22 protein-coding genes and 1 pseudogene are annotated in these 24,201 nt (G+C 56.7%); 10 read left to right on the top strand and 13 right to left on the bottom strand.

From position 1 onward, the window contains the following. Positions 1-82 precede the first annotated feature (82 nt). On the top strand, positions 83-1,342 hold the full coding sequence (locus QYL91_RS11955; protein WP_302080728.1) for an inorganic phosphate transporter: 1,260 nt from the start codon (positions 83-85) through the stop codon (positions 1,340-1,342). Here the strand turns inward: QYL91_RS11955 and QYL91_RS11950 are convergent. Together QYL91_RS11950 and QYL91_RS11945 are read right to left on the bottom strand one after the other, a co-directional pair. Beyond that, positions 1,339-2,406, bottom strand: coding sequence for a hemolysin family protein (locus QYL91_RS11950; RefSeq protein WP_302080727.1), 1,068 nt, complete (start codon positions 2,404-2,406; stop codon positions 1,339-1,341). The two genes, QYL91_RS11955 and QYL91_RS11950, sit on opposite strands and share 4 nt — an antisense overlap. Before the next feature lie 579 nt (positions 2,407-2,985). After that, positions 2,986-3,745, bottom strand: a pseudogene (locus tag QYL91_RS11945) (IS5 family transposase); the annotation flags it as partial. Positions 3,746-4,048: 303 nt separating this feature from the next. On the opposite strand from QYL91_RS11945, the gene QYL91_RS11940 reads away from it, so the two are divergent. Then, positions 4,049-5,527 (top strand): hypothetical protein, encoded by a 1,479-nt coding sequence (locus QYL91_RS11940; RefSeq protein WP_302080726.1) that lies wholly within the window; start codon positions 4,049-4,051, stop codon positions 5,525-5,527. A gap of 617 nt (positions 5,528-6,144) precedes the next feature. Beyond that, a complete protein-coding gene (locus QYL91_RS11935; protein WP_302080725.1) occupies positions 6,145-7,353 on the top strand; it encodes an inorganic phosphate transporter in 1,209 nt (402 codons plus the stop codon). Here QYL91_RS11935 and QYL91_RS11930 read toward each other — a convergent pair whose 3' ends face one another. Then, a complete protein-coding gene (locus tag QYL91_RS11930) occupies positions 7,354-7,683 on the bottom strand; it encodes a hypothetical protein (protein ID WP_302080724.1) in 330 nt (109 codons plus the stop codon). 623 nt (positions 7,684-8,306) lie between these two features. On the opposite strand from QYL91_RS11930, the gene QYL91_RS11925 reads away from it, so the two are divergent. The 5 genes from QYL91_RS11925 to QYL91_RS18190 all read left to right on the top strand — a co-directional run bounded on the left by QYL91_RS11925 (position 8,307) and on the right by QYL91_RS18190 (position 12,073). After that, a complete protein-coding gene (locus tag QYL91_RS11925) occupies positions 8,307-9,680 on the top strand; it encodes an MEDS domain-containing protein (protein ID WP_302080723.1) in 1,374 nt (457 codons plus the stop codon). Between the two features lie 308 nt (positions 9,681-9,988). After that, positions 9,989-10,183: a hypothetical protein gene (locus tag QYL91_RS11920; protein ID WP_302080722.1), complete on the top strand. Its 195-nt coding sequence runs from the start codon at positions 9,989-9,991 to the stop codon at positions 10,181-10,183. Beyond that, a complete protein-coding gene (locus tag QYL91_RS11915; protein WP_302080721.1) occupies positions 10,176-10,469 on the top strand; it encodes a type II toxin-antitoxin system RelE family toxin in 294 nt (97 codons plus the stop codon). The genes QYL91_RS11920 and QYL91_RS11915 overlap by 8 nt, the downstream gene beginning before the upstream one ends. 388 nt (positions 10,470-10,857) lie before the next feature. After that, entirely contained in the window at positions 10,858-11,595 is a 738-nt protein-coding gene (locus tag QYL91_RS18195) for an IS701 family transposase (RefSeq protein WP_369685598.1), read from the top strand. Then, positions 11,585-12,073: a transposase gene (locus tag QYL91_RS18190; RefSeq protein WP_369685597.1), complete on the top strand. Its 489-nt coding sequence runs from the start codon at positions 11,585-11,587 to the stop codon at positions 12,071-12,073. The genes QYL91_RS18195 and QYL91_RS18190 overlap by 11 nt, the downstream gene beginning before the upstream one ends. A gap of 147 nt (positions 12,074-12,220) precedes the next feature. Here QYL91_RS18190 and QYL91_RS11905 read toward each other — a convergent pair whose 3' ends face one another. The 4 genes from QYL91_RS11905 to QYL91_RS11890 form a co-directional block, all read right to left on the bottom strand. After that, a complete protein-coding gene (locus QYL91_RS11905; RefSeq protein WP_302080720.1) occupies positions 12,221-12,361 on the bottom strand; it encodes a hypothetical protein in 141 nt (46 codons plus the stop codon). 25 nt (positions 12,362-12,386) lie between these two features. Further along, positions 12,387-12,875 carry a type II toxin-antitoxin system death-on-curing family toxin gene (locus QYL91_RS11900; RefSeq protein ID WP_302080719.1) on the bottom strand — a complete coding sequence of 163 codons (489 nt, stop codon included), beginning with the start codon at positions 12,873-12,875 and terminating at the stop codon, positions 12,387-12,389. Between the two features lie 204 nt (positions 12,876-13,079). Beyond that, positions 13,080-13,424, bottom strand: coding sequence for a DUF5615 family PIN-like protein (locus tag QYL91_RS11895; RefSeq protein WP_302080718.1), 345 nt, complete (start codon positions 13,422-13,424; stop codon positions 13,080-13,082). A 1-nt stretch (position 13,425) separates the two neighbouring features. Beyond that, positions 13,426-13,719 carry a DUF433 domain-containing protein gene (locus QYL91_RS11890; protein ID WP_302080717.1) on the bottom strand — a complete coding sequence of 98 codons (294 nt, stop codon included), beginning with the start codon at positions 13,717-13,719 and terminating at the stop codon, positions 13,426-13,428. 388 nt (positions 13,720-14,107) lie between these two features. Between QYL91_RS11890 and QYL91_RS11885 the strand changes: the two genes are divergently transcribed. Next, positions 14,108-14,872: a hypothetical protein gene (locus QYL91_RS11885; RefSeq protein ID WP_302080716.1), complete on the top strand. Its 765-nt coding sequence runs from the start codon at positions 14,108-14,110 to the stop codon at positions 14,870-14,872. A 6-nt stretch (positions 14,873-14,878) separates the two neighbouring features. Here the strand turns inward: QYL91_RS11885 and QYL91_RS11880 are convergent, their stop codons facing one another. The 6 genes from QYL91_RS11880 to QYL91_RS11855 form a co-directional block, all read right to left on the bottom strand. Continuing rightward, a complete protein-coding gene (locus tag QYL91_RS11880) occupies positions 14,879-16,249 on the bottom strand; it encodes an NAD(P)/FAD-dependent oxidoreductase (protein ID WP_302080715.1) in 1,371 nt (456 codons plus the stop codon). A 130-nt stretch (positions 16,250-16,379) separates the two neighbouring features. Next, positions 16,380-17,537 carry a DUF5305 family protein gene (locus QYL91_RS11875; RefSeq protein WP_302080714.1) on the bottom strand — a complete coding sequence of 386 codons (1,158 nt, stop codon included), beginning with the start codon at positions 17,535-17,537 and terminating at the stop codon, positions 16,380-16,382. 123 nt (positions 17,538-17,660) lie between these two features. Continuing rightward, positions 17,661-18,557 (bottom strand): hypothetical protein, encoded by an 897-nt coding sequence (locus tag QYL91_RS11870; protein ID WP_302080713.1) that lies wholly within the window; start codon positions 18,555-18,557, stop codon positions 17,661-17,663. A gap of 62 nt (positions 18,558-18,619) precedes the next feature. After that, positions 18,620-19,678, bottom strand: coding sequence for a signal peptidase I (locus QYL91_RS11865; RefSeq protein ID WP_302080712.1), 1,059 nt, complete (start codon positions 19,676-19,678; stop codon positions 18,620-18,622). Positions 19,679-19,749: 71 nt separating this feature from the next. Continuing rightward, positions 19,750-20,361, bottom strand: coding sequence for a hypothetical protein (locus QYL91_RS11860; RefSeq protein ID WP_302080711.1), 612 nt, complete (start codon positions 20,359-20,361; stop codon positions 19,750-19,752). 218 nt (positions 20,362-20,579) lie between these two features. Then, the gene (locus tag QYL91_RS11855) at positions 20,580-23,423 is read right to left on the bottom strand and encodes a PAS domain S-box protein (RefSeq protein ID WP_302080710.1); all 2,844 of its coding nucleotides are present in this window, start codon (positions 23,421-23,423) and stop codon (positions 20,580-20,582) included. A gap of 279 nt (positions 23,424-23,702) precedes the next feature. Between QYL91_RS11855 and QYL91_RS11850 the strand changes: the two genes are divergently transcribed. Next, positions 23,703-24,200 carry a response regulator gene (locus tag QYL91_RS11850; RefSeq protein WP_302080709.1) on the top strand — a complete coding sequence of 166 codons (498 nt, stop codon included), beginning with the start codon at positions 23,703-23,705 and terminating at the stop codon, positions 24,198-24,200. The last annotated feature ends 1 nt before the right edge of the window (position 24,201 follow it).

Genomic DNA, 24,201 nt, shown 5'->3' with positions numbered 1-24,201 from the left:
TTTCGCCGCGTCTGTCGGTCGTAATCAACATTTCAGTAGTGAAACAGCATTATTTTTTCGCGTGCGACTCGAATGCAGACATGTGGCAGAATTACTGGTTCTCTTGGGGTTGCTGGTCGCAGTCTTCGTAGGGTACAATATCGGCGGGTCATCAACTGGTGTTGCCTTCGGTCCGGCAGTCGGCAGCCGGGCTGTCAGAAAAGTCACTGCTGGAGCACTGTTTACTGTGTTCGCGTTCCTCGGAGCGTGGACAATCGGGAGGAAGGTCATCACGACGATGAGTACCGAAATCGTCGATGCGGCAGCCTTTACACCCGCAGCGAGCGTGGGTGTTCTCTTTTTTACCGGTCTCGCACTCTTGATCTCGAACCTCTACGGTGTCCCGGCGTCAACCTCGATGACAGCCGTCGGGGCTATCGTTGGACTGGGGCTGGCAACGGGGACGCTCAACGCTGCGCTGATGTTTACTATCCTCTCGGCATGGATCGTCGCTCCACTGATTGCCGTCTTCACAGGTGCGTTTATCGGCAGATATCTGTACCCGCATCTCGACGCCAAATTCGAATTTGGTCGCCTCACGAACCCGTTGATCGCAATCGATACCCAGGGGAGGCTCCCACGGCTATCGGTCAACGATACCGTCTCGCCTCGGGATCTGATCGGGTCGGCGCTTGTGGTGGCAATTGCCTGCTACATGGGATTCAGCGCCGGGGCCTCGAACGCGGCAAACGCAGTCGCTCCACTTGTCGGCAACGGTTCCCTCGGCCCTAGCCCGGCGATTCTCCTCGCGGTCGGGGCCATCAGTGTAGGCGGCCTCACGATTGCCCGGCGAACGCTGGCGACCGTTGGTAACGATATCACTGAGATGCCGATTCTGGCAGCGCTCATTGTTTCGACCGTAGGTGCGACGATTATCACCGTCCTCTCATGGCTCGGAATTCCGGCCAGCCTTGCCGTGAGTACGACCAGTTGCATCATTGGGCTCGGGTGGGGCCGCGCAAGCCGAGCACGGACGCTTACAGAAATAGTCACACAGTCCCCTGCCGATGAATCCGCTCCACAGTTTACAACTGGTGCACTCAAAGTTAACCCAGTTGAAGGCAACAAGGAGGTCACTGCGGGCCCGACTGTGGGCGAACTCGCTGAAGGTGAGTCTCCTCACCCGGACAGGCAGCACGCATCCGGGGATGGCGTCTCGAGCGTTGGCGAGGTAGATCCGGAGAAACTGTCCGCCGAAAGTCTGTTCGACCCCGCAGCTACGGCGCGTATCATGGCGCTCTGGGTCATCACACCGACGATGGCGGTCGTGGGATCTTATGGCTTGTTTTCACTCCTCGGCTAATCGAGTATGTCCGGATTGTCCTGATCGAGTGGGTCTTCGAGATCACCGATGATCGTTTCCAGCAGGTCAGTGATGGTTACCAGCCCGACCACATCTCCATCTTCGATGACGAGCGCAATCTCCTGCCGTTCAGTCTGGAATTGATCGATCGCATCGCTCACGTCGGTATCCGGTGAGAGTGTCATCGTCGGTGCTGCCAGTTCAGTGAACGCACCGCTGCCGTCAGACAGTTCCTCACGGTGGTTGAACAGTGCTGGACTGTAGACGACGCCACGGAACTCGGTGAGGTCCTCACCGACCAGTGGATACCGCGTATGCGGGTACTCTTCGAGTTTCCGGAAGTTCGATTCAGGATCATCCTCAGTAGACAGCGCCACGATGTCCTCGGGCGGAATCATGACTTCTCCCACCGACTGCTCGCCGATGGCCAAGGCGTTCATGATCTCCTCACGGCGTTCCTCAACCAACTCGCCATCCTTGAGCACCGATCCAAGCTGGTTTCGGAGGTCTGCACGACTTTCGATGACTTCCTCACCAGTCTCAGTCCATGATTGGGTCATCTCAACGCCAAACAGGCCGAGTGTCGCCTTTGCAACCGAGTCACCGATCCAGATGGCCGGAGCGAGTATCTTAGAGAACCAGTACAGTGGTCGTGCTCCATACCGGGCGACCTGTTTGGAGCGTTCGACGCCGAGGTAGGTCGGTGTCTGTTCGCCGTGGGTGAGATGAACCAAGTTGATGAGGAAGAACCCGAGGAGCGAACCGGCACCAATCGATGCGAGGGTCGTGTTCTCGAACAGCGGTTCAAACAGGGCTGCGAGTCCGGGTTCGGCGATGATCCCCAGCGCAATACTAGTCCCCGAAATCCATACCTGGCACGTCGTCAGATAAAACTCTAGGTCGTTAGTCATCTCCCAGGCGAGTTCGAGTCCAGGCGTGTCGAATTCCGACTCGGGGTACTGTCTGACTCGAGTCAGGGCGAATTCGATTGCGACGAAATACGCGTTCACCCCGATGAGGATGAACCCACCGAGTATCCGCAACCCGATTTCAAGCGGTTCCATTATTTGGCCACATTAATCCCAGACACAAAATAATGGGGCGGTGATACAGAATAGTTCTCAAGGCCTAACTCGGAGGATCTCGCTCACCGGGCTTGTATAAACCGAACCGATGTTCGGAGGGCAATAACGGTTCATATCGGGGCAAAAGCTTGTCCCACTCAAAAACCGAAATTGGGCAGCTCAGGGCGTGTGAAGACTTCTTTACCACCGCTAATAATGGATAAATTGGAAGGAAACACAGCTTCTGTCCTCTATCTCCACCAGTCCCTGATTTGGTGTATCAACGCCTCGTTCAGGGAAACCTGATTTCTTCGTATGCGTATCGTGATGCATAGCCGTACCAGAGGATAAAGACAAGTCCAAGGACGAGAGAGCTGGCAAAGATTGAAAAGATGAGTAGGTCGACGTTCCACATGTCGAAGACCCGTGAAAGACGTCCGGTTAAAGAGACAGTCATCGCATATTATTAATGGTCGTGGTGATATTTCAATCCCAGCTTCCTGATGACTGGCTACAGCACATCTCGTTGTGCATGTGATTAGGGGTAGCGTTTAAGCGCATGAAAGGAGCGGAATTTCCAGCCTTCTTGATGTTGTAAACCGCACACATCAGAGCGACCTCACAGAACTCACGGTACCAGGTTCGCGCTCGCAGGGCGCAGTCCAGCGAACGCTTGAGGCTGGAGAAAACCGTTTCAGCCATCGATCGCTACCCGTAGAAATTATCGTCAATGCGGGCGATGTGTGCGTGATCGGAAGACTTGTTGAGGCAGTGCTTGATCAGCGGTCTGATGCCCAACTCACGGAAATCCTCCCGGAGCCAGTTGCAGTCATAGCCCTTGTCGGCAGTGGGGACACGCAACTCGCCCGCCGGCACGCGGGCGAGTTGTTCACAGATTTCAGCGTCACTTCCCTCTCATGTCGTTGTGCAGTGCAGATCGGGGACAGCTTGCGTCTCTGTATCGACGAGCTTCGTCGCTTCAAGCGTCTGAACGCGGTAATTTATCGGCCGGCAGTAGTGGCGGCTTGCCGAAGACCGGTCGAAGTACGTAGCATCAATGGCGGCGATGTCGCCAGTGTCGTGCAGCTGCGCTGAATAGCGCAGGAGCACCCGGCATACCTTCATCTCCAGTCTCCCAAAGGCCAGACATAACGTCGAATAGTGAGGGAGATCGGCCGATTAAGGCCGATCTCCCGGCAGATTCGTGGCATTTCCGTCAGCAAGTCGTTCGTCATCCGGTAAGATGTATCGAGGTAAATCCGGAGACAATGCAGCGGTATCATCGCATAGTCGGCGAACCCGCCGCCACCTTCCGGGGCGGCGGGTTCATCCGTATCATCAGCAACTCCTTTGCAAGCCAGACACACCGCTCTGTGAAGCGAGAGATTAGGGTTGACACAATCGCTGCTCTCCCGCTTCGACTCCTTTGATTTCACGAAGTGATCCGTCGCTACCCCCCGATTAAACGCTGCCGTTGAATCAACTGCTCAGTGCATCTGCGGAGTGAGTGGTGAGACTTCAATTACTCCTGAATGACTCCACCGCCCGTTTGTACCGAAAGAGCCGTTCTGCAGTCTTGCGATTTCTCTCCCCAAATCGAATGTTAGCTAGATTTATTGTCCCAACACAGTTTGCAATAGTTATGTCTAGTGAAGGGGAATCATCCCCTGACCAGTCATCTACAAATGAATCGGTAGCAGCGGAAGCTAACACGCTCTGGCAACGCTGGACATCGGATACTGGACCGTTCTATCAGTCTTGTGCGATATTGGGGTTTGATCACTTCTCGGAAGCAAATGTGCCCCGGCGAGAGGGTACTGAAAAACCCGAATTACGGTTCTGCACAGGACTGTTGCGGCTTGGATTGCGGCACATTCCAGTTCTACTGTTGCTTGCGGCTTCGACTTCATTCATTATCGGACAAATCAACAATTTCTATCTTCCACTCGGAACGTACCTTCCGCTCGGTGTGTTCTCGGTGTCGGTACAGGTTGAATATCTGCTCGCAGTGCCACTCGGAATCGTCTGGATTGCTCTCCTCGCCCGCATCTTCCGTGAATCAGTCAGTACGGAGAAGTTCCAGATCCATCGCACACTCGTGTTCTTTGCAACCACAGTGGTCTTGGTCGCTGGCGTCGGATACTCGCTCTATCTTGTTGTGACCAACAAGGTGACTGGTTCGCAACAACATCTCGCATTCAAGGCAGGCTATCTTCTGTTCATCTTACTCGTGGGTCATCTCGCCTACGATGGCCTTGTGCTACGTGGTGAGAACCTCTTTTGGAACCTCAAAGATAGCAGAATCGTCGATTCAGAGAGATACGAGACTTTTCGGAATCAACTGACGGACAGCCTTGGGCCGATTGAACTGGGGCAATATACGCTACCGATAGGCAGAGATGGGTATACTGTCGGCCCTCTGAAAGTGTCACCCGGCATCCTGTTTGCACTCGTGCTACTGGTGCCAACTATCCCGCTTCCCCTGCTAACCTTCGAGACAAGTCATCCGCTTCTCGGACGTCTCTCTTACAGCATCATTGTTGCGCTGCAGATCCTTCTCATTGCAGTTCTATTCCAGTTCGTGGTCCTTCTTTGGCAGTTCAGTAAACTCCTCTCGAAAGAGTTCATGGACTACAAGCCGTTCCACCCCGATGAACACGGCGGTTACCGCGCACTCGGTCGGTTTGCGACGCGTGTAAATCTAATACTGGCCGTCGGCGGTGGCTACGTCGCGTTTCGCTTCGTCACCGGCGGTCTGACACATCTGCAGGGGTTTGCGAATGCCTCGGGCCTTTGGATCGCTACGTGGGTGGTCAGCTTTCTCGGACCCGTAGTCGTCTATGTCGCAGTTGTCGTGTTGTGGGTGTACTTCTCGTTTTGGCGGATGCACCGGCAGATGCGACGGGGACGACGCGAAAAGATCCAAAAACTGCAACGGCAAGCTAGAGAGGACGTTGAGGACGAGACTCCGCCGAACGACACCCACATGGAAGACCTCGAACTGGATGCACCAGTCTGGGAATCACTCCAAGGCGCGCCAGTCTGGCCGGTCAAACGGCGCAGTCTAATGGGTGTCATAATGTTGGATTCGATTCCCATTCTTGTGCCGCTAATTATCTGAGCACGGTATCCGAAAACAACGTTTCAGGTACTCTTCAGGGGAAGTCCTCTACACCGGCAGATTCTGGGTGCCGTATTGTCACCACTGTATGACCGATACGCGTCCTGTATCCACCTATGGAAACGCTGCTACCTACACAAACCACCGTTTTCGACAAGATAGTTGTGCCGTCTCGGTGTCTGCTGCTCCCCCAGCCAAAAGGCGGTCAGTATCTCCCGTCGGTGCGGTCGGAGTCTGGCTATAGCAGTCGCTAAAAATGGGTCTCAGCCAGCCACTGAGAGCCGCGCGCGGCATCCGAGCTGTAGCGCTCATGACTCGGCTTCTTTCGCGCATGGACCAGTCAGCACGACGTGCTCGATGGCACGGAATACAGGTCGGCCTCTTGCGTCCCATGCTTACTTCACAGTCTCCTGGAATAGCAGCGTTTCCATCGAGTCAGCATAGTACTTTGCTTTCTTTCATCGCCTCAGTGCTGAACAAACCGCTCACTAAACTTGCTCTGTGATCAGTTCCACGAGACACTCGAACGCTACCAACAGAGTCATACGCGTCTGTTCAGGAGCATGGCATATCGGGCCAGTACTCCGAGTTACAACGCCGTTTGAATCCGGACATCTATGTCCTCAATAATCGGAATTGTCTCTGTCGCGCTCGTTGCATCGCTTTTTATGTCATTCACCGTCGGGGCAAACAGCAACTCCGCCCCGATAGCGCCGGCTGTCGGAGCGAACGCGCTGTCCACCCTTCGGGGGGCACTCCTGGTCGGGCTCGTCGCCGGTCTTGGTGCCATTGCGCAGGGCGGCAGTATCTCTGAGACGATTGGTCACGGGCTGGTGACTGGCGTGACGATTACCCCACTGGCAGCCACTGCCACGCTGCTCACGGCAGCCACACTCATCACCATCGGAAACTCACGCGGCTACCCCATCCCCTCAGCGTTCACGGTGACTGGAGCGGCAATCGGTGCGGGCGTCGCGTTGGGCGGCGGCTTTGCGGCTGGGACGTACGCCAAAATTCTGGGGTTCTGGTTTGCGATTCCGGTCGTCGAGGGTGTCCTCGCGTACGGTCTCGCGTGGCTGTTGCTAGACGAGACGGTCTCGGACACGCTGAGTATTCCGCTGCTCGCAGGCGGCGTCGGCTACGCACTCGCCAATATTCAACTGTCGTTTCTTCCGGCCCCGCAAAGCGACCAAGGGTCGATCGCGGGCGTCATCACCCGCCAAATTAACGTCGCATCGGCGGGGCTCGCTGAGGCCGGCATCGCACTCGTCGGGGTCGTGATAGCCCTTCTTACGGTCACCGTGGTCTACTGGCAACTCAGGCGTGACGTAACGACTGGAATCAACCGGATGCTGGTCGGACTTGCTCTTGTCGTCGTGTTCACCAGCGGCGGGTCGCAGGTCGGACTCGCCACTGGGCCGCTGGAATCCGTTTTTGAATCGTCGCTCGGTCTCCCTTCGGTGTACCTGCTCGCGCTCGGGGGCCTCGGAATTCTCCTCGGTGGCTGGTTCCGGTCGCCGCGTCTCATTCAGGCCGTAGCCCGCGAGTACGCCGCACTCGGTCCAAAGCGGTCGATCGCCGCGTTCATTCCCGCTTTCCTGATCGCTCAGGCCGCAATCACGCTCGGCTATCCCATCTCGTTCAACAAGGTGATGATTTCCAGTATCGTCGGAGCCGGACTGGTCGGCGGGTCGTCGAAATCTGACGGGGTGTCAACCACGAAGACGGTATACACGGTCGGGGCGTGGATTGCCTCGATGATCGGCGGTGGCGTAATCAGTTTCGCGCTCTATCACGCACTCGCTAAACTCCCAGGATTGGGGTAGTCAGACGTTTTGAAGCGTGACGAGATCTGCGACCGCTGCGCTCTGCTTCATCTCCGCCCACGTCTCAAAATCAGTTGTCTGGGCCACGAAAGCGTCTCGTTTGTCCGCCGAAAGCCGTTGGACGGCCATGGTGGTATCATCGTCACACGGACAAGCCGCACAGAATCGGTCAACTGAATTAAACTGCGTGCGGCGACTGATGAACGACTCCGAGGTGACCCGCTCGCGGGAACTGGAAACCCATGTCTCCAGTGTGAGTGCCCGTTCGATTGCTGTCGTGAGACTTGGGAGCAGCGAATCAGGGGTCTTGACTCCAGAGTCAAGGACCATACACCGTGGCTACGTCTCAAGCCATGTAAATCCGGTGGCGGGACACCTTTGACATTGACGTAGATAGTAGTGAACCAACGCATAAGCACTGTATCTGCCGGTTAAACCAACTGTAACTGTGGTTTCATTGTGGCTCAGATCGCGGGATGTATGCAGCACAGATATCCAAACCTGGCTGGTGCAGGTGCTTCCGGAAGACCACATTCCAGGCTCGTCAGCATCGGCAGTTTCTGCGATCTGGCGAGAAAGAATGGCTACTACGGGTGAATTTTATTCAACGACCGACTCTGACTGAAGTAATCTATATTCTTTGCAGATAATTCTAATAGTATATTTAAAATGTACGCTCGGAATACTACCGGGCGAACATCTACTAATAGGCCTAGTGAAAGTAAAAACGCCATATTTCGAGGGGGCTCTTCTGAACAACACTAGCAGATGATTCGAATGGCGTGCTGAATATAAAGCGTGCAGTCAGCAGGGGATGACAGTTTGGTTCTCTTATCTATCCCTGAACCATCCGGTGGAATGGACCTGCAAAGCCATCAAGAAGACCATCGGTTTCTTATTGCCTGTTACTTAGTAGCATAGTTCATATGGCTTCATCACAAAGGGCGATACAGATGGAACGACCCGAGGCGCAGTTGGCCGCAGAAACCTCGCGCCAAGCGACCGCCGCAGACCTCCGTGCAGAACTCGGATCTCATAATCTGCCACGCCACCTCGCGCTCTTCTACCGGTCGAACGAATCTCAGTTGGCTGCTACCACAGCGTTCCTCGTTGAAGGCCTCCAGTCCGGCCATCGCTGTGTCTACCTGCTTGACGTCAACACCGCTGCTGACATCAAATCGGCACTTCGGAGAGCCAATATCGACGTCGAGCAACGCATCGACGCTGGCGACCTCGTCATTCGAGACGCCGAAGAGGTCTACCTGGAATCCGGTTTCGACCCTAACAAGATGATTACGACACTTGAAACCGAAGCCAATGCCAGCGTCGAGGACGGCTACGATGGGTTGTGGCTCGCCGGCGAGAATTCGTGGTGTTTCCACACCGAGCAGTCATTCGACCACATCCTTGACTTCGAAGCGGACTTCGATGCCACCTGCCCGGACCTCCCGGTCACTGCACTCTGCCAATACGACCTCGACCGATTCAACGGGACGTCGGCCGCAAAAGCCCTCCGGACGCACGAACAGGTCGTCTACCGTAACCAGGTCTGCAAGAACCCATTCTACATCCGGCCTGAGGATTATCGCTCGACCGATAGCCCGGAGTTGAACGCGCAACTGATGCTGGAGCAAGCGTACTCGCTGACGAGCGCCCGCCGCGACATCAACGAACGCGAACAGCGGTTAGGTATCGTCAACCGCGTCCTCCGACACAACATCCGCAACGACCTCAACATCGTCAAGGGAACGCTTGAATTGCTGGACGAGACGGAGTCGTTGTCCGCCGAGAGTCACCAGCAACTTGCGACCGCCATCGAGCATGCTGAGTCGGTCGTCGAGATGGCGGAGAAAGCACGTTACATTCAACAAATGACGGGCGATACTGCTGTCGAGCCACAGAACCTTGACCCCCCAATCAAGACTGCTGTCGAAGAAGTGATAGGCGAATATCCGACTGCTGACGTACAGTTTTCCGGTGCCAACGGCGTGACCGTGCTTGCTGATGAGAATCTCAACATTGCGGTGCGTGAAGCCATCGAGAATGGGATTGTCCATCAAGACACTGACTCTCCAACTGTTGTCGTCTCTGTCTCGACGCCACGCGAAGATAAGGCCCAGATAGAGATTCGGAATCAAGGGGCAATTCCGGAGGCGGAACGGTATACGTTGGATAAGGGTGAGGAGACCCCACTAGAGCATTCGAGCGGGCTTGGCCTCTGGCTAATCAAGTGGATCGTCGAGAACGCGCACGGGTCAATCGAGTTCCCAGACTCGAACGGAGACGAGGCACGACTACTGATTGAATTATACCGGGTTCCCTCGTAGGGGAGCCGTTTTCGGACAATCCGGACAGGTGAGGACACAGTTCAGACTAGCCTTGCTCAAAGACATGGATTACTACGCTGCCTGTTCAGCCGATGGTCTGTATACAGTAGTTCTTTTGCCACCTATTTGACCTCTGTCAGAATTGCGGTGACCGACTCAGAGCGTGAAGTCAGCACAGCATTGTGGTTTCTTCCAACTAGTCGTCACTGAACCACTTGGTCAGTGCGCGTGCATACAAACCGGGTAGCGATGTGAAAGTAGTCATCGACACTGTTAATACTACCAGGACTGTAAGTACTGACAGGACAATGTCGGCCGACAAACGAATTCCAGTCACTGAAAAGACCCACAAGGAGTTACACGAGCTCAAGGAACCGGGACAGACTTACGACGAGTTGCTCCAAGAACTCGCCCGACAGCGCCGCCGCGAAGAACTCGAAAATCGCTTCCGAGATGTCGAAGCAGCCGATACTGAGGATCTGACAGCTCTTGAAGATGTCTGAATACGACGTCCTGTTGGGCGACGATGCACGTGCCTTCCTCGAAGCCGCCGACGAAAAGACAATACGTGTTTGCAAAGAGAAACTGGGTTATCTCGCTACAAATCCGTATCCTGGCCGGGGCCGCGGAGACAAGGAGAAACTCCCAATTGATGGCCGCCGAGACCGCTACCGGATGCATATCTCCCGGACGTACACAGCCTTCTATACAATAGTAGAAGATAAGTCAGAGGTTCGTGTACTCGAAATTCTTCCAATTGACGAGGCCCACGACCGCTATGGCTTATAGGGCTGACCTGTGTCCGTGACAGGACGGGGGGCATCTAGGTTTCTCTATGGACTGTATCGACCAATCCAACCACTCGCAATCGAAGGATGACTCTATCCAAGACTCGCGCCCTGTTTCGACCGATTCACTTCTCTGGAAGCGAGGAAGAATTCCGTGCAAGATTCGCGCGGTGTATACAACACGGCCATCCGACGCTGACAGATGCCAGGACTCCCGGCAGACCTCATTCCAAGCTGGTCGTCATCGGCAGTTTCCGTGATCCAGCGAGAAAGAGAGGCTACTACGAGTGAATATCATTCAACAAGAGACTGTGTCTGAAGCCATCTATATTATTTGCTCGGCTCTGCACGTTTAAGTAGGGGCGTGGTGTAGGCAGCATTGAAACCTGATGCTGCCGATTACGGATTTCCTCTCGTGCACCGACGTGCTGGATGAATTCGACTCGCTATCATATCATCAAACGACTCACGCCAAAACGTACGTGACAGGTCTTGCTGCGGGCCGCAGCAAGACTGTAACCGGAATTGCACGAGAGGTCCTTCCCGCCGGAAGTGACCGAGCACTCAACAAGTTCATCACTGAATACGATTGGGATGAGGATCAGCTCAATCACGAGCGGTTAGAGGAACTGCAAAAACACGGAGAGACACGCTGGTCACAAGACGGCTACATCGTTATTGACGATTCAGTTATCCAGCGAACCGGGAAGTCTCTTCCCGGTGCTGGAGAGTTCTACGATCACTCTGAGGGTGAGCCTGTTTGGGGACAGAACCTCGTCTACGCGTTCTATACCGATGAGAAAACGTCCTATCCACTTGCTTTTCGCCAGTACGAGAAGGCCGACGACGAGGACGAGGAAGACGAACAGGAGACAAAATACGACCTCGCACGAGAGATAATCACAGAATTAGAAGAAGAGGTAGGTGTGCCTGCGGACACCTACCTCTTCGATGCATGGTTTGCTCATGACTCCGGTCTGATCGAACACGTCGAATCACACGGCAAGGACTGGATTGGACCACTACGGGGCAACCGACAGGTGACCTACGCGAACAAAGAGAGACGCGTCGATGCGCTCGAAGAGTGCATCGACAAGGAAGAGCGAGAAGTTGACGGTGAAACGTAAAATCTGGACTAAGACAGTCCCTATCTCGAAATTAGGTGAGGTTCGGCTGGTAATCACAGAGAAGGTTACCGATGAGGACGACGAGAATCCGGTCAAGTACCTCGCAACAAACAAGATTGACGCGCCTTCGGCACACATTATTCGGAGTTATTCGTACAGATGGCGAGTAGAGACATTCTTCGAGGACTCGAAAGAGGATCTTGGCTTAGGAGACTGCGAGGTTCGTGATTCTGACGGTGCCAGTCGTCACTGGCACCTTCAGATGCTGGCCTACAGCCTTCTTCGGCTTGGTCCGGAACCGAGCGCCTCGGAGCGACTTGTCTCGAAAGCCTCGTCGCTCCGATCACAACTCGAACACGGTCTCAAGGAGACGATCTACAACATGTTTTCGTGGGTGCGCGATCAACCAGACCGCGATCTCGATGGACTGATGGAAGACATCGACCACCTCTTTCTCCATTCTGAGGGCAGTTTATAAACGTGCAGAGTCGAGTTATTTGTAGATAATTCTGATAGTATATCTGAAATGTACGCCCGGAACACTACCGGGCGAGAAACTACTAGTAGGATCGGCGGAAGTGAAACTCGCGTTTCTACGAACCGAGAAGGGACGGGCCTGAGAACGTTATTCGTTTTCGAGGGTGTCGTAGATATCGCGGTGTTCGTCCCGATCAGCCTTGGCGACGCGCAACACGAGCTCTCGACGGATGTCATCCATCACGTCGTCGAGTGGTGTTCGTTCGCCTGTCTTCTCTTCCGTCGCCATGTTTACCTCTTGACCACGAATCCGGTTAATCGTTCGGGTCCGATGATTCGTCGGACAGTTGTTCAAGTCCATACTCGACGAGGTCGCCTCGCCATCGTTCGACCACTTCGTTCAGAGCGACTTCGGTCGTGTGTGCTCGAAGATATTCAAGCACGCCGTCCTCATCGACAGCTCTCTCGTCCGTTCCGAACTGCTTCAGTATCTTCCTGATTTCGTCATCGTACTCGAACCGATATCCATTGAGCAGGTAGAATACGACCACCACGTTGAGTGCGGTGCGCTTGTTTCCGTCCACGAACGGATGGTTAGCGACGAGAAGCCGAAGCAGGTAAAACGCCTTCTCGTGGATCGTCTCCGGAACCGACCCGAAGCTACCTTCTCTGTCGTACTCCAGTGCGAACTCAATGTCGCCGCGGCGCTGGACTCCCGGGCTGGTGTCGGGATACTCCGAGACAATATCCTCGTGGATGTCGAGGATGTCTTCGACCGACGGATACCAAAACGAGTCGGTCATTATCGGAGGTTCGCATCCGACTACCCTATCGTTTTCTCTCTACGAATGAACGATTCCCGGAGTAACACATTAGTTCGGGTGATGACCGATACTGTCGAAAGGATGTACGCCCGGAACACTACCGGACGAAAATCTACTAGTAGGCCTGGTGAAAGTGTATTAACTGACTTGAGGCACTCAAATACGCGAAATCAACACATCTGTTCAAACCCATGGATCGAGTTCTTCACGCCCACCAAACGAATATCGCTTCTGGTACGCGTCGGTCATTGAAATAAGGCCAGCCGCAACCTGGTACGCGGGCAGCGTATCATCGTAGAGGAGAACAATACCTGAGTGGGCGTCAGGTGGTAATCCACCGAAATCTTTCACATCACTCGTCACGATAATCAGTTCGTGTTCTCGGACATACGGAAGGACATCCGCTTCGTCATCGGCTCCCTGCCAGAGCGCATCACGGACGTGCTCAGCGTGGAGTCCTTCCTTCTGCAAATACGTTGCCGTCTTCGGGTCGATATTCTCATCCAACAAAAAGCGCCACCCGCTCATCTCAGGCGGCGTCCGGATCGACCCCTTCGGGACGATCGATTGACTCGCGGAAGTCTTCCATGGCGCCTTCGCGCCCCTGCTCTACGGTATGCATCTCACGCGGGTGATCGTGATAGTAAGCCAGCGCGTGGTACACGTCGGCTACGTCGAGATCGTACCGATCGGCAACAGCCTCGGGGTCTTCATCACGTCCTTCGACCAGGGCGTACACCTGACGGACGCTGACCCGGCGGCCATGAATGTGGGGCTCGCTCATCAGCTCGTGCGCGATCCGCCGGGATTCTCCTTCAGACATACCTACACGTTGCTGCTACTCCCGCAAAAACATACTGCTGACTGGGCTGGCGAGAGTTCCCTCTCAGATAGTGTCTGTGAAATGTACGCCCGGAACACTAACGACCGGCATCATTCCTGGCGGCGTGCCGTGTCAGCCGGCTAACCCTCGTGCCGGGCGGGCACTCGCGGTGCGAGTGCCGGTTGCGCGAGCGGCGATTGCCACATGCGCTGGGAGACGCGTCAGCGCCTCCGAACCGTGAATGTCGCGTGCCCGGGTTCGCCGCGCGGTCATCGCTCCCGTGTGGGGTCTCGGGCGGGGACTAAAGGCACGCAGTCGCGCTAGCGCGTCGACCCTCATTAACCTCGCGGGAACAGACTGATAGGGGTTCCCACGCAATATTCCGGAAATGAGCGACAATTCGGACCCGTTCCAGCCGTTTCGACAGTTGTTTGACCAGTTCGAGTCGACTGGGTCGAATTCGATGCCGGGGCTGGGATGGCCACTCTCGCCAGTCCCGATTCCGACAGGCGACACAGCGCCGATGTCGCCCGAAGAGAGCACAAAGCGTGCCGTCAAACAGCTCTACAGCGCGCTCGCGGCACTCTCGGAGACTGAATCAATGACTGCTACGGGCGGTGCGTGGAAGCAGTATCTCGATGCCTTCGACCTCGAAGCGACTTCGTTCGGGCCGGAACAGCTAACAGCGGCGACCTTGCGGACCTACCGCGTCTGGTTTTTCAGTCTCACGCAGGTGCTCGTCGAGAGTTACACGCTCCGGTTGGTACAGGATGAACTCGTCGTCGAGGACCACCGCCAGCGGACTGGAACGCAGAAGTGGTTGTGGGCGCTGCCCCAATCCGACCGGGAGCAACTGCTCAAGCGCTGTACTGACGTGCCCGACGACCTTGTAGCAGAAATGAAGGCGCTTCGCCAGCGGCGGGATGAACTGTTCTACACGTTCGGTGGCTGGGACGAGGTGACAGTCGATGACTCCCTCGACGACCTTCGCCGGTCGCTTGCGGTCCTGACCGCACTCGACGACCGCGTGTCCGAGGGCACCCCGTTTTCGTATCTCCCAGATGGGTCAAGCGGCGAGGCCTCGATTGATACTGGAGACGATACGGAAGAGGGAGGGAAAGACAGCACAGAGCGCCAGTCAGAAGAGGAATAATCGAACTTAGGTTTCGTACTCGCTTTCGGCCAACTGGACGTAGCCACCGTCGCGGAAGGTGTCTTTGGTCGAGTTGTACAGCCTGACCATCCGATAGCCACTGAGTCCCGACCGAAGAATGCTCCACCACGAGTACTCACCGCGATTGAGCAGCCGCTCGGCGGTCCCGAACGCCCAGTCCCAGTCGTCCGGCCCATAGTCGTGGACGACGTCCGCCATCGTCACGTTGCGTGTGAATTCGTCCCCCAGGGCGTCTTTCCAGGCGCTGTTGTACCGCTCTAGGCAGTCTTTCGCTGCGAGTTCGCCTGCGAGTTTGCCAGTTCGGACAGCGACGTGGTCGCCGCCTTCGTGAAACGCAGAGGTGCCGCCCATTGCGCCGCCGACGACAGCGATGCCCGCCGCAGTCGGCGATTCTATCGGTTGCGTCGAAGAGATTGGGTACGTTTCGGTCCCTCCCTGTTTGCCGCGGTCCTCAACGAGCGGGAAATCTTCGATGTCGTACTCGGGATAGACCAATTCGAGAAGCCGCTCAATGTACTCGCCACCGCGGGGGATTCCGTCGTCATCTTCTCGAAGGAGCGCCCACTCCGAGCGGTCGAAATCGTCGATGTCGAGCCCGATTGGCATCGTCAGCCCGATGCGGGCGACGTCGCCATCGTTGGGGAACACCCACGGATAAGCGGTATGGCCAGGCATGTACCCCCACCAGAACTTGAGCCGGTGTGGCTCGTAGATATCGTCGGGGACTCTGCGATGTTCCTGGTAGGCGATATGGTTTGCCGTCCGGGGGTTGAGGTGGTCAGTTATCGACCGACTGCCCGGCAAAAACTGGTCGAGAACATCCGTCGTGACGGTCCGCTGTGGCCCGTCTGCGAGGACGAGATATTCGGATTCGACTGTGTCACCGTTCGAGAGCGTGAGCTGGTGGGTCTGGGCACGGGTTCCATCACCGGAGCGGTCCGTCTCGACGGCGGTAATTGAGTCACCGACTCGATAGGTCGCGCCGGCGGCTTCGGCCTCCTCGCGGAGCCAGTCGTCGAAGCGAGCCCGGTGGAAAGCAAAGCCAAAGTCCGGGTACGACGCATCGATGCTTGTATCTTCGATAGTGAGCGTTTCTGACGGGCCGATGAAGTCGGCACCGTCGAGGCGGCGCAGAATAATCTCTTCAGGGATGTCTTCGGGGTCGAAGTCCATCAGGTCGACCCAGTAATCGAGCATGCCAGCGGCATCTGTCGAGTCCGGACCGAGATGGTCCCGGTCGGCTCGTGGCACCCCTTTCTCGATGACGAGCGCGCTGGCACCGTGTTCGGCGGCTTTCCACGCAGCCGAGGTGCCAGCAGGCCCGCCACCGACGATAGCGACGTCGACGCGTTCCATACCAATTGCCCGACCCGCCTCGACATAAATGCCCTGTCATCGACTGGGAGTGACCGGCTGACGGGTCGCCAGTCAATGCCCAATTCCTAATGTGGGACCTCTGGATCGCCGGTGGAGTGTCAAACGGTGGTTACCAGTCGAAAGGCTCCTGTTCACCGCCGTCCGGTATCGTCGACTTGGCTTCCGTGAACTCCTGTGGTGGTGCCATCTCGTCCATCGGTGCGAGACCGAACTCGTTCATCCACCCGGAATTGCTGGCGTCGTTGCGGAACTCGAACAGGATGTTCCCATCGACGACGGCGTAGACCTCTCGGGACTGGTCGTGAATGACGCGCTTTTTCGAGTCGATGGCGATGTCGACGAGGTCGAGCAACGATTCGACCGGCACACGGACATAGGACCCAGAGTCAGGGATTTTCCCCTGGGAGATCCACTCCGCGTACCTGACTTTCTCGTACTGTTTCTCGAATGCCTCGAAGTCCTCGATGCGACTGGCGGTCAACCAGACCACGAGAGCAACCACGAGAGCAACGAGCCCGACAACGGTCCAGCCGACTGCTCGGCTGGGAATTTCGAGGCCCGCAAGACCGATTGTCGATTCGGAAACTGGCACTGTCTTCGTCACTGCCGTCGCGTGACTCTGCTGGGATGTCTGGGGCGTGTCGAGTTCGTACGCCCGGTCCGTGATGGACAGTGCCGTACTCGCGTTCGTGTAGCCGGTGTGGCTCCCGGTATCGTAGGTGGTATCGACGAACACCCGTGCTTGGATGGTTCCGACGCCGTCGGTGGCGTCCGTCGTTGCTGCCAGTCGTTCGCGAGTGAGTTCCTGGATATCCAGCGTGGCAGTCGTTCGTGCCTGTCCGTCAGTAACACGCTTTGTTTCCGAGGCTAATGTCGTCTGGTTCTGCCAGAACATCTCCCCGTTCCTGGTTGCAGTCAGTTCGAGGACGAGCTGTTGGCTAACCGTCGTCTCTACGGACGGAACCGTCGTCGTGGCCAGGAAGGTCACGTTTGGCGTCGCAGAGAGCAAATACACCGGCATATCAGTGAGGCGCTCGTCAGACTCGTAAAGCGTCGTATCGCCGGTCACCGTCGCATGCGTCGTGAGTGTAGTGTTGATACTCTGTGCCTCGGTCTGTGCTGTGACCTGCTGGGTCTCGGTCGGCGCGACTGCCGCAGCGGCCCCACCAGCGAATGCGATAGCACTGACTACCATAAATGCCGCGACGAGTACGCGCTCGTACCGGCCACAGAGATAGCGCGCTCGGAGTGGCAGGTCCCAGCTCATCCGACGTCGGCCCCCTTGGTGGTGTCCTCGCTCATACCAGTACAAATGCCAGATGGGTAGAAAAGCAGGAGCTAACGCTCCTGTTGGTGGGAGACTTACTGCGAGGAAAGCCGGGATAGCCGGTCAGACAGTGACCAACACCGTCGATTCTGAGCCATCCTGAAGGGAGAAGGTAACCACCACTTCGTCACCCGTGGTGAACCCATCTGGCTGTCCGTTCGAAACGAACTGGTAGAACGCTACGGATGCGGTCTCGCCAGCGTCGACCGTCACCGACTGGTCGAGAGTGTACGTTGTCCCAGTTCCGATGTCGTAGCCGGGGTCGTTCTTGCTCGCTTCAGCCGCGCCTTCACTGTCCGTTGGCCCTCCGTTCGCGTCGATGTACACCTCGTCTTTGCCGGCTTCGACGTTCACTGGCGGTGGCCCGTCAAACGAGAGGGCTGTCGCAGTGCCCGCCTTCTCAAGCTCGAAGCCGACAATCGTGTTGGCTGTCGACGCCGTGTTCTGCATTGAGAATTCGAGACTTCCAGTCGAGGTGCCGCCCGGCCCGGAGAAGCTACCGGTCGTCGCCGACCCGGAGCGGAACACGAATGGTCCCGTGGTGGCCAGACAGTCCGAGGTGTCGACAGCCGTCTCCCGGGTTGCTGTCGCGGTGACCCGCGAACGATCGGTTGCAGAGACGGTAAACGAGACGGTGTCGGGCGGAGAGTCACAGTCGACAGAGACGCTCGTCGTCAGGGACTCGCCGGGTGCGAGCGTGGCCTGGGCGTTCGACAGCGACCCCGGCGATCCCTGGAGTGAGACCGTCGCAGTCACCGTGTTCTCGAACTGGTTGGTCACGGTGACGAGTCGGGAGGAACTGCCGGCAGCCACCGACGACGAGACGTCGAGTCCCACGAGCGCGTTGGCATCGTCGGCGACGCCGACCGACGAGGAACGGTCAAGCGTCCCGCTGGTGAACGCGTCCGAGGGGCCACCAGCGAACGGACCGACGATAGCGACGAGTACAACCGCACCCACGACGCTCAGCCAGAGGCTGCGTCGACTGCGGGAGCGTGACCGGGAGCGACGAGGCGGCCCCATCATCGGTCACCCAGTTTCCGCATCAGTCGACGCCGCGTTCCTCGAAGCGGCGTCGTCGGGTCAGTCAGCAACCAGTACAGGAGATACAGCGGAGCAATGCTCAGCAAGACGGTCGTCACTGCGGCAACGAATGGGTGGACACCGTGGAGCGCGTTGATGATTCCACCCGGAAGGACTGCTGGGTAGGTAACGATACGGATGCTGGTCGGGTGGGGGCCTGCCGTCTGCTGTGATGGAATCCGAATATCGACCGTCTGCTCGGAGGTGTCGAACAGTTCCTGTGGCAGGCGATTCGACGGCGAAGTCACCGCACCGCCGCTCGCGTCCGTCGGCGTGATGTTGACAACTTCCATCCCGTCAGTCTCCGTCACGACGTGGGCAAGCGGCGATGCTGTCAACTCGAGTGTCAACGTTTCAGTGCGCGGTTCGCCGACTGTCAGCGTCGCCGAACTGTTTGTTGGCTCGTCAGTGACAGTGTAGACTTGCGTCTGCTGGAAGCCGCCCAGCGAGACGAACGCGACGCCCGCGACGATGACGAGTACCGTTACCGGAAGGACGACTTGCCGGCTTCGCAGGAGATTCTCCCGTGACCGTCGCCTGTCAGAGCGGAGGCCAGCAGTCAGGAGGTACGCACCGAGGGCCGCCACGATGAGATACCAGTAATCCGTAATCGCACCGAGTGCAGTGCCAAGTTGGGGGATGACGACAGGACCGTCACCGACAGTCAGGAGTTTCCCGGACACGTCAGACTGCTGAACGAGCGGGTAGCCGGCGGCCTGGTCGGTCGAGGGGTTTCCATCGCCCTTGGTTACGATGCCGTCCGGCGTGACCTGCATCGCCCGATGGGTCACGTAGGACTCTCGCTCCTCGGAATAGAATGTGATGATGTCACCGCGTTCGACGATTCCGGACGGGACCTGGACGTATCCGTCGTTGGTGTCGAGCGTCGGCGACATGCTGTCAGATGAGACGTACGAAATGCCGGCGGGTGAGGCGGCCGGCGCGGCTATCGCGACCACGAGGAGCAAGAAGACGACGATGCCGGCTTTCTGTATCATGTGTTACTGAAATTTGGTGTTGTTCGAAAGGGGAGAACCGAGAATCGGTCTATCCGTCGTTAGCGAGAGGATTACGACCCGTCGGAGACCGTTCCACCCTCGTCGACGTCGTCGATGGTCAGCGCGAGCGTCCCGGAGAGGTCTTTGGCCGAGGTCAGCGTATCAGTCCCGGTCCCGTGGCCCGTATCCACGACAACGACGACGTCGTAGGTTTCAGCGGCGGCAGCGTCCATCGAGACGGTCTGTCCCTCTTCGGTGACCGTACCGACGAGCGCTCCGGTGTTGTCGTACACCTGGAACTCGAGGTTCGCCACAGTGTTGCCATCGTCAGCGTCGAGCGTGTACGCGGCAGTTATCTGGTGGGACTCGGCGTCGTTGTTCGTGACCTGGAATGCTTTGGAGGTCCCAGGGGCCGCCGGGTTCCCGAGTTCGAACAGCGCGTCAGTGTTCGCACCGGTGGCAGTGCCTTGCGTGAAGTTGATCGCGAGCTGGTCTGCCGCATTCTGGTAGACCAGGTTCCCCGAGTTACCGTCGGTGAGTCCGAGCAGGCCGTTCTCGTCAGCGACCACGTTCGCGTCTGCCTGCCTTTCGACCGTCGCACTCGTAAATGCACTCGTCCCGACAGAAACCCCTGCAACGAGGATGATGCCGGCCACGAGTAGCGTCTTCGTCAGTTGTGTCATTACGTACTACGATGGGCGACCACATCCCTTAAGCGAAAGCGAACTGATAGGTGAGCCAGGGAGTTACCTGCTGGTAAGTGCGTCGTCGGTCAGAGAAGGACATCCGATTGAGTCGAGTTCGAGTTTCAACTGTAGGACAAGTTCGCAAACCAGCCCCGAGACACACGGAGAGTTCCAGTGTGAAAACGTCGGTCAGTCAGAATCGTCTGCCGAGATGGTTACTCGGTCGGGAGATGAACGGTTACGGTACTACCCGTCGAACTGTTCTGTTCGAACGTTAACCACCCGTTGGATTGTCGGATAATCTCTCTGACGAGCCAGAGACCGAGCCCATTCCCGTGGTACAGCTGGTCTATCTCCGCGTCCTGGGTGATGATTTTCCATTCTGACTCTGGAATTCCGGGTCCATCATCGGAGATACTGACCGTGGCGGTGCCATCTTCGGTCCAGACATCGACAGTCACGCTCGGATACTCGCTGTCCGAGTGGACGACTGCATTCTTGAGCAGTTCGCGGAACGCTTTGTCGAGGTCAGGCGTTGCGAGTACCTGACACGTCTCGGGAAGACTCACACTAATGTCGGCCGCTGGATGCTGCCGTTCAATCTCCGTGATGACCGATTCTACTGTCGGAACGATGTCACGCACACCGCCGGCTGGAGGGTCCGTTAGCACTGTCGTGATTTTCCGCTGCTTTTCGGCCATCCTGACAAAGTCCTGGCTCACCTCGAGAATCTTCGAGACGTGGGGCTGGACATTGCCTGAACCCTTGGACTGGACGATTTCGGCGTGACCCATGAGCGCATTCATGTTGTTCCTGATGTTGTGCCGAAGCACTCGGTCGATGACTTTCAACTGCTGGGTGTTCCGCTCTCGGTCTGAAACATCCCTTATTTGATAGATGAAGCCGACAGCATCGCCTCCGGAGTTTTGAACCTGGGAGATAGTCGTCTCGCCTGTGAACTCCTGCCCGCATTTTTTCTGATACCCGGCCCTGACCGTGTTCCGGAGTTCGCTTTTCGTTTCTTCGGATTGGTCTCGTAGCTCCAGGCTGTCTTCCTCGGTTGCGACCAGTGTCCGCAACGACTGCCCCTCGAGGTCGTCCAGTTCGTACCCGAAGAGTTCAGTCAACCCTGGATTTCCATTGGTAATCCGGCCGGTCTCGTCTGTTACGACAATGGGGTCCTGGATGCTGTTGAACAACGACTCGTAGCGTCTCTTCTGCTCGTTAATTTTCCGTTCACGCTCTATCTGGTCAGTGATGTCTCGAACGACGCCGATACCGTTCACTGGGTGGCCGTCGTCGTCGAATTCGATTTCGGCCGTTTCGTGTAACCACCTGATTTCTCCGTCCACCACGATTCGGTGTTTCTCGTTGTAAGGCTCGCCGTCCAGTGCGGCGTGCCAGGCGTTCTCGAGATTTTCGCGGTCGTCGGGATGAACGAACTCCAGAAACCGGTCATAGGTCATCGGTTGGTCCGGGTCCAGCCCGAATATCCGGTAGCATTCGTCCGACCATGAGAGCGTGCCCTCCTCTATCTCCAGGTACCAACTGCCGACGTGACCGACTTCCTGGGCCTGGACGAGGTGGGTTTGAATTTCCGCTTCGCGCTCCCGTCGTTTGGTGACGTCCTTCTGGAACCCGACGAAACTCTCCAGTGTCCCGTCGTCGTCTCTCACAGGAGCGACCAATAACTGGTTCCAGAACTCGGTCCCATCCTTCCGATAATTTCGCAAGGTCACCTCGGCCGAGGTAGCGTCGTCGACCGCCGCACGGATTTGTCCGACCTGTTCGGGGTCGGTTCTTTCGCCCTGGAGAAATCGGCAGTTCTGCCCGACGGCCTCGTCTTCGTCGTACCCAGTTATCTCGCTGTACGCATCGTTGACGTAGGTCAGTGGCTCATCGTCCTGCGATGGGTCGACAATCGAGATTCCGACGGGGGCCTTGTCGAGTGCCCGCGTCTTTTCACGGAGTTCTTCTTCGCGTTCCTTCCGCTCAGTGATATCATCGTAAATTGCCACGAAATTCGTCACTGCACCTGATTCGTCGGTCACTGGTGCAATCGTGTGGCGAGTGGTGAACTGTGTCCCGTCTTTGCGTTCGTTTACGATTTCGCCGTGCCAGACGTTCCCTGCGAGAACGGTCTCCCAGAGGTCGGCAATGAACGCATCGTCGTGCTCACCGGAACTGAGTAGCGACGGTGTCTCCCCGAGCGCCTCACCGCTCGTATAGCCAGTCATTTTCTCGAATGCCGGATTCACGTACTGAATCTCGCCATCGGCGTCCGTCGAGAACACGGCGTGACCGGTCTGTTGCACTATCTGTTCGTACTTGCGCAGTTGGCTCTCGCGCTCTACTCGGTCGGTAATATTCCGCGTGGAGCCAACGAGTTGCACGACTTCGTCGTCGATGATGACTGGTGAGATGCTCGTTTCCCACCGTGACGTGTCACCAAAAATCGACAGTTGTTCTTCGTACCGTAGCTCTTCGCGCCGACGCATGCACTCCTCGTATTTCTCGCGAACAGCCGCGCTGTCGTGCTCATCAGCAAGGTCACGAATCGTTTTCCCCTGTAGCTCGTCGACTGACGTGTCAGTGAGCGCCTCGTAGGCCTGATTGACGCGATTGACGCGGAATCGCTCGCCCTGCTTTTCGACGTCGATAACGAACAACCCGTCCTGTGCGTTCTGGAACAGCGTTTCCGCTCGGTCCAGGTCTTGGTGGCGCGTTCCTTGCTCTGTGGCTTCATCAAAGAAAAGCGAAAGTCCTGTTTCGTCGGAATAGATTTGACCTTCGAACCAACAGTCTAGCCCCGAATCGTGCCATTCGATATCGATGTCGCGGTCGAGTCGAGTCGCTCGCTCGATGGCATCCTGGAGCTGGCTTCCCTGCGAAGTTGCAAACCCATCCCAGATGTGCTCTCCGAGGAGTGAGTCGGCGTCGACATCGAGGATTTCCGCAGCCCGTTCGTTGACGTATGTGTAGCGGTTGTGTTCATCGAAAGACAGGACGGCGTCAGAAACCCGTTCCAGAGCGTCGGAACGAATTTGAAGCGAACCCACGGAGTCGGTTCCGGATGGTTTTGAGGAATCCATGAGCAGAGTTACGATTCAGTCACTTCTCTTTCTGGGCCGTAAATCTGGTTGTCGTACGACTGTACGTGGTCAGAGAACCCGTCCACTGCATCGTTGTTGTCGTAACAAGCCCCAGTTTTAGTCATTCGTGGGTAGATAGGAGCTATATATAATATATGAATTCGCTAACCGGGAAGTAAGTAGAAGCTACTCTCAGGGTGTGCGACAATACTTGCCCTCTGGTCATCTCATCCTCATATAGCACATATGTTTGGTGACTCTACACCAGGGAAACAATCGACTGTCGACGGTGGACCCATCCGAGGTGCAAGAGAGCGCACCGTTCTGTTCGTCGGGACGGAACCGATACCTCCTGATACGGTTTCCGACTCCTTCGAAGACTATCCAGTCACTGTCGATGTCGTCACCGATGGCGAGCAGGCAATCGAGCGCTTGACCGAAACGACCGCATCGACAGACGACGGCGTTCCGGACCTGATTGTCCTGGGGGGTGGCTTCGAATCACCGGACTGGACGACGCTTCTCAATGCAATCAAATCGAGTCCGCGTCTCGAACCCGTTCCCACCGTCGTGGTCACCGCAGACGAGACAGACGCAACCGTAGTCACCGAGCATGGCGGCAATGCACACGTCACGGCACCGGAGTGTCGGGACGCGTGCGCTGACCTGCTCGGGTCGTTTAGCCGGTTCTGGTTCGAGTGGGCGCAGTTCCCGTCAGAATCTTTATCTGCTGATAACCTGTAAG

Origin of the sequence: Salinibaculum rarum, assembly GCF_030505615.1 — an archaeon.
Taxonomy (GTDB): Archaea; Halobacteriota; Halobacteria; order Halobacteriales; family Haloarculaceae; genus Salinibaculum; species Salinibaculum rarum.
The sequence above is the reverse complement of the archived record's forward strand: the minus strand, read 5'-3'. Positions and strand labels throughout refer to the sequence as shown.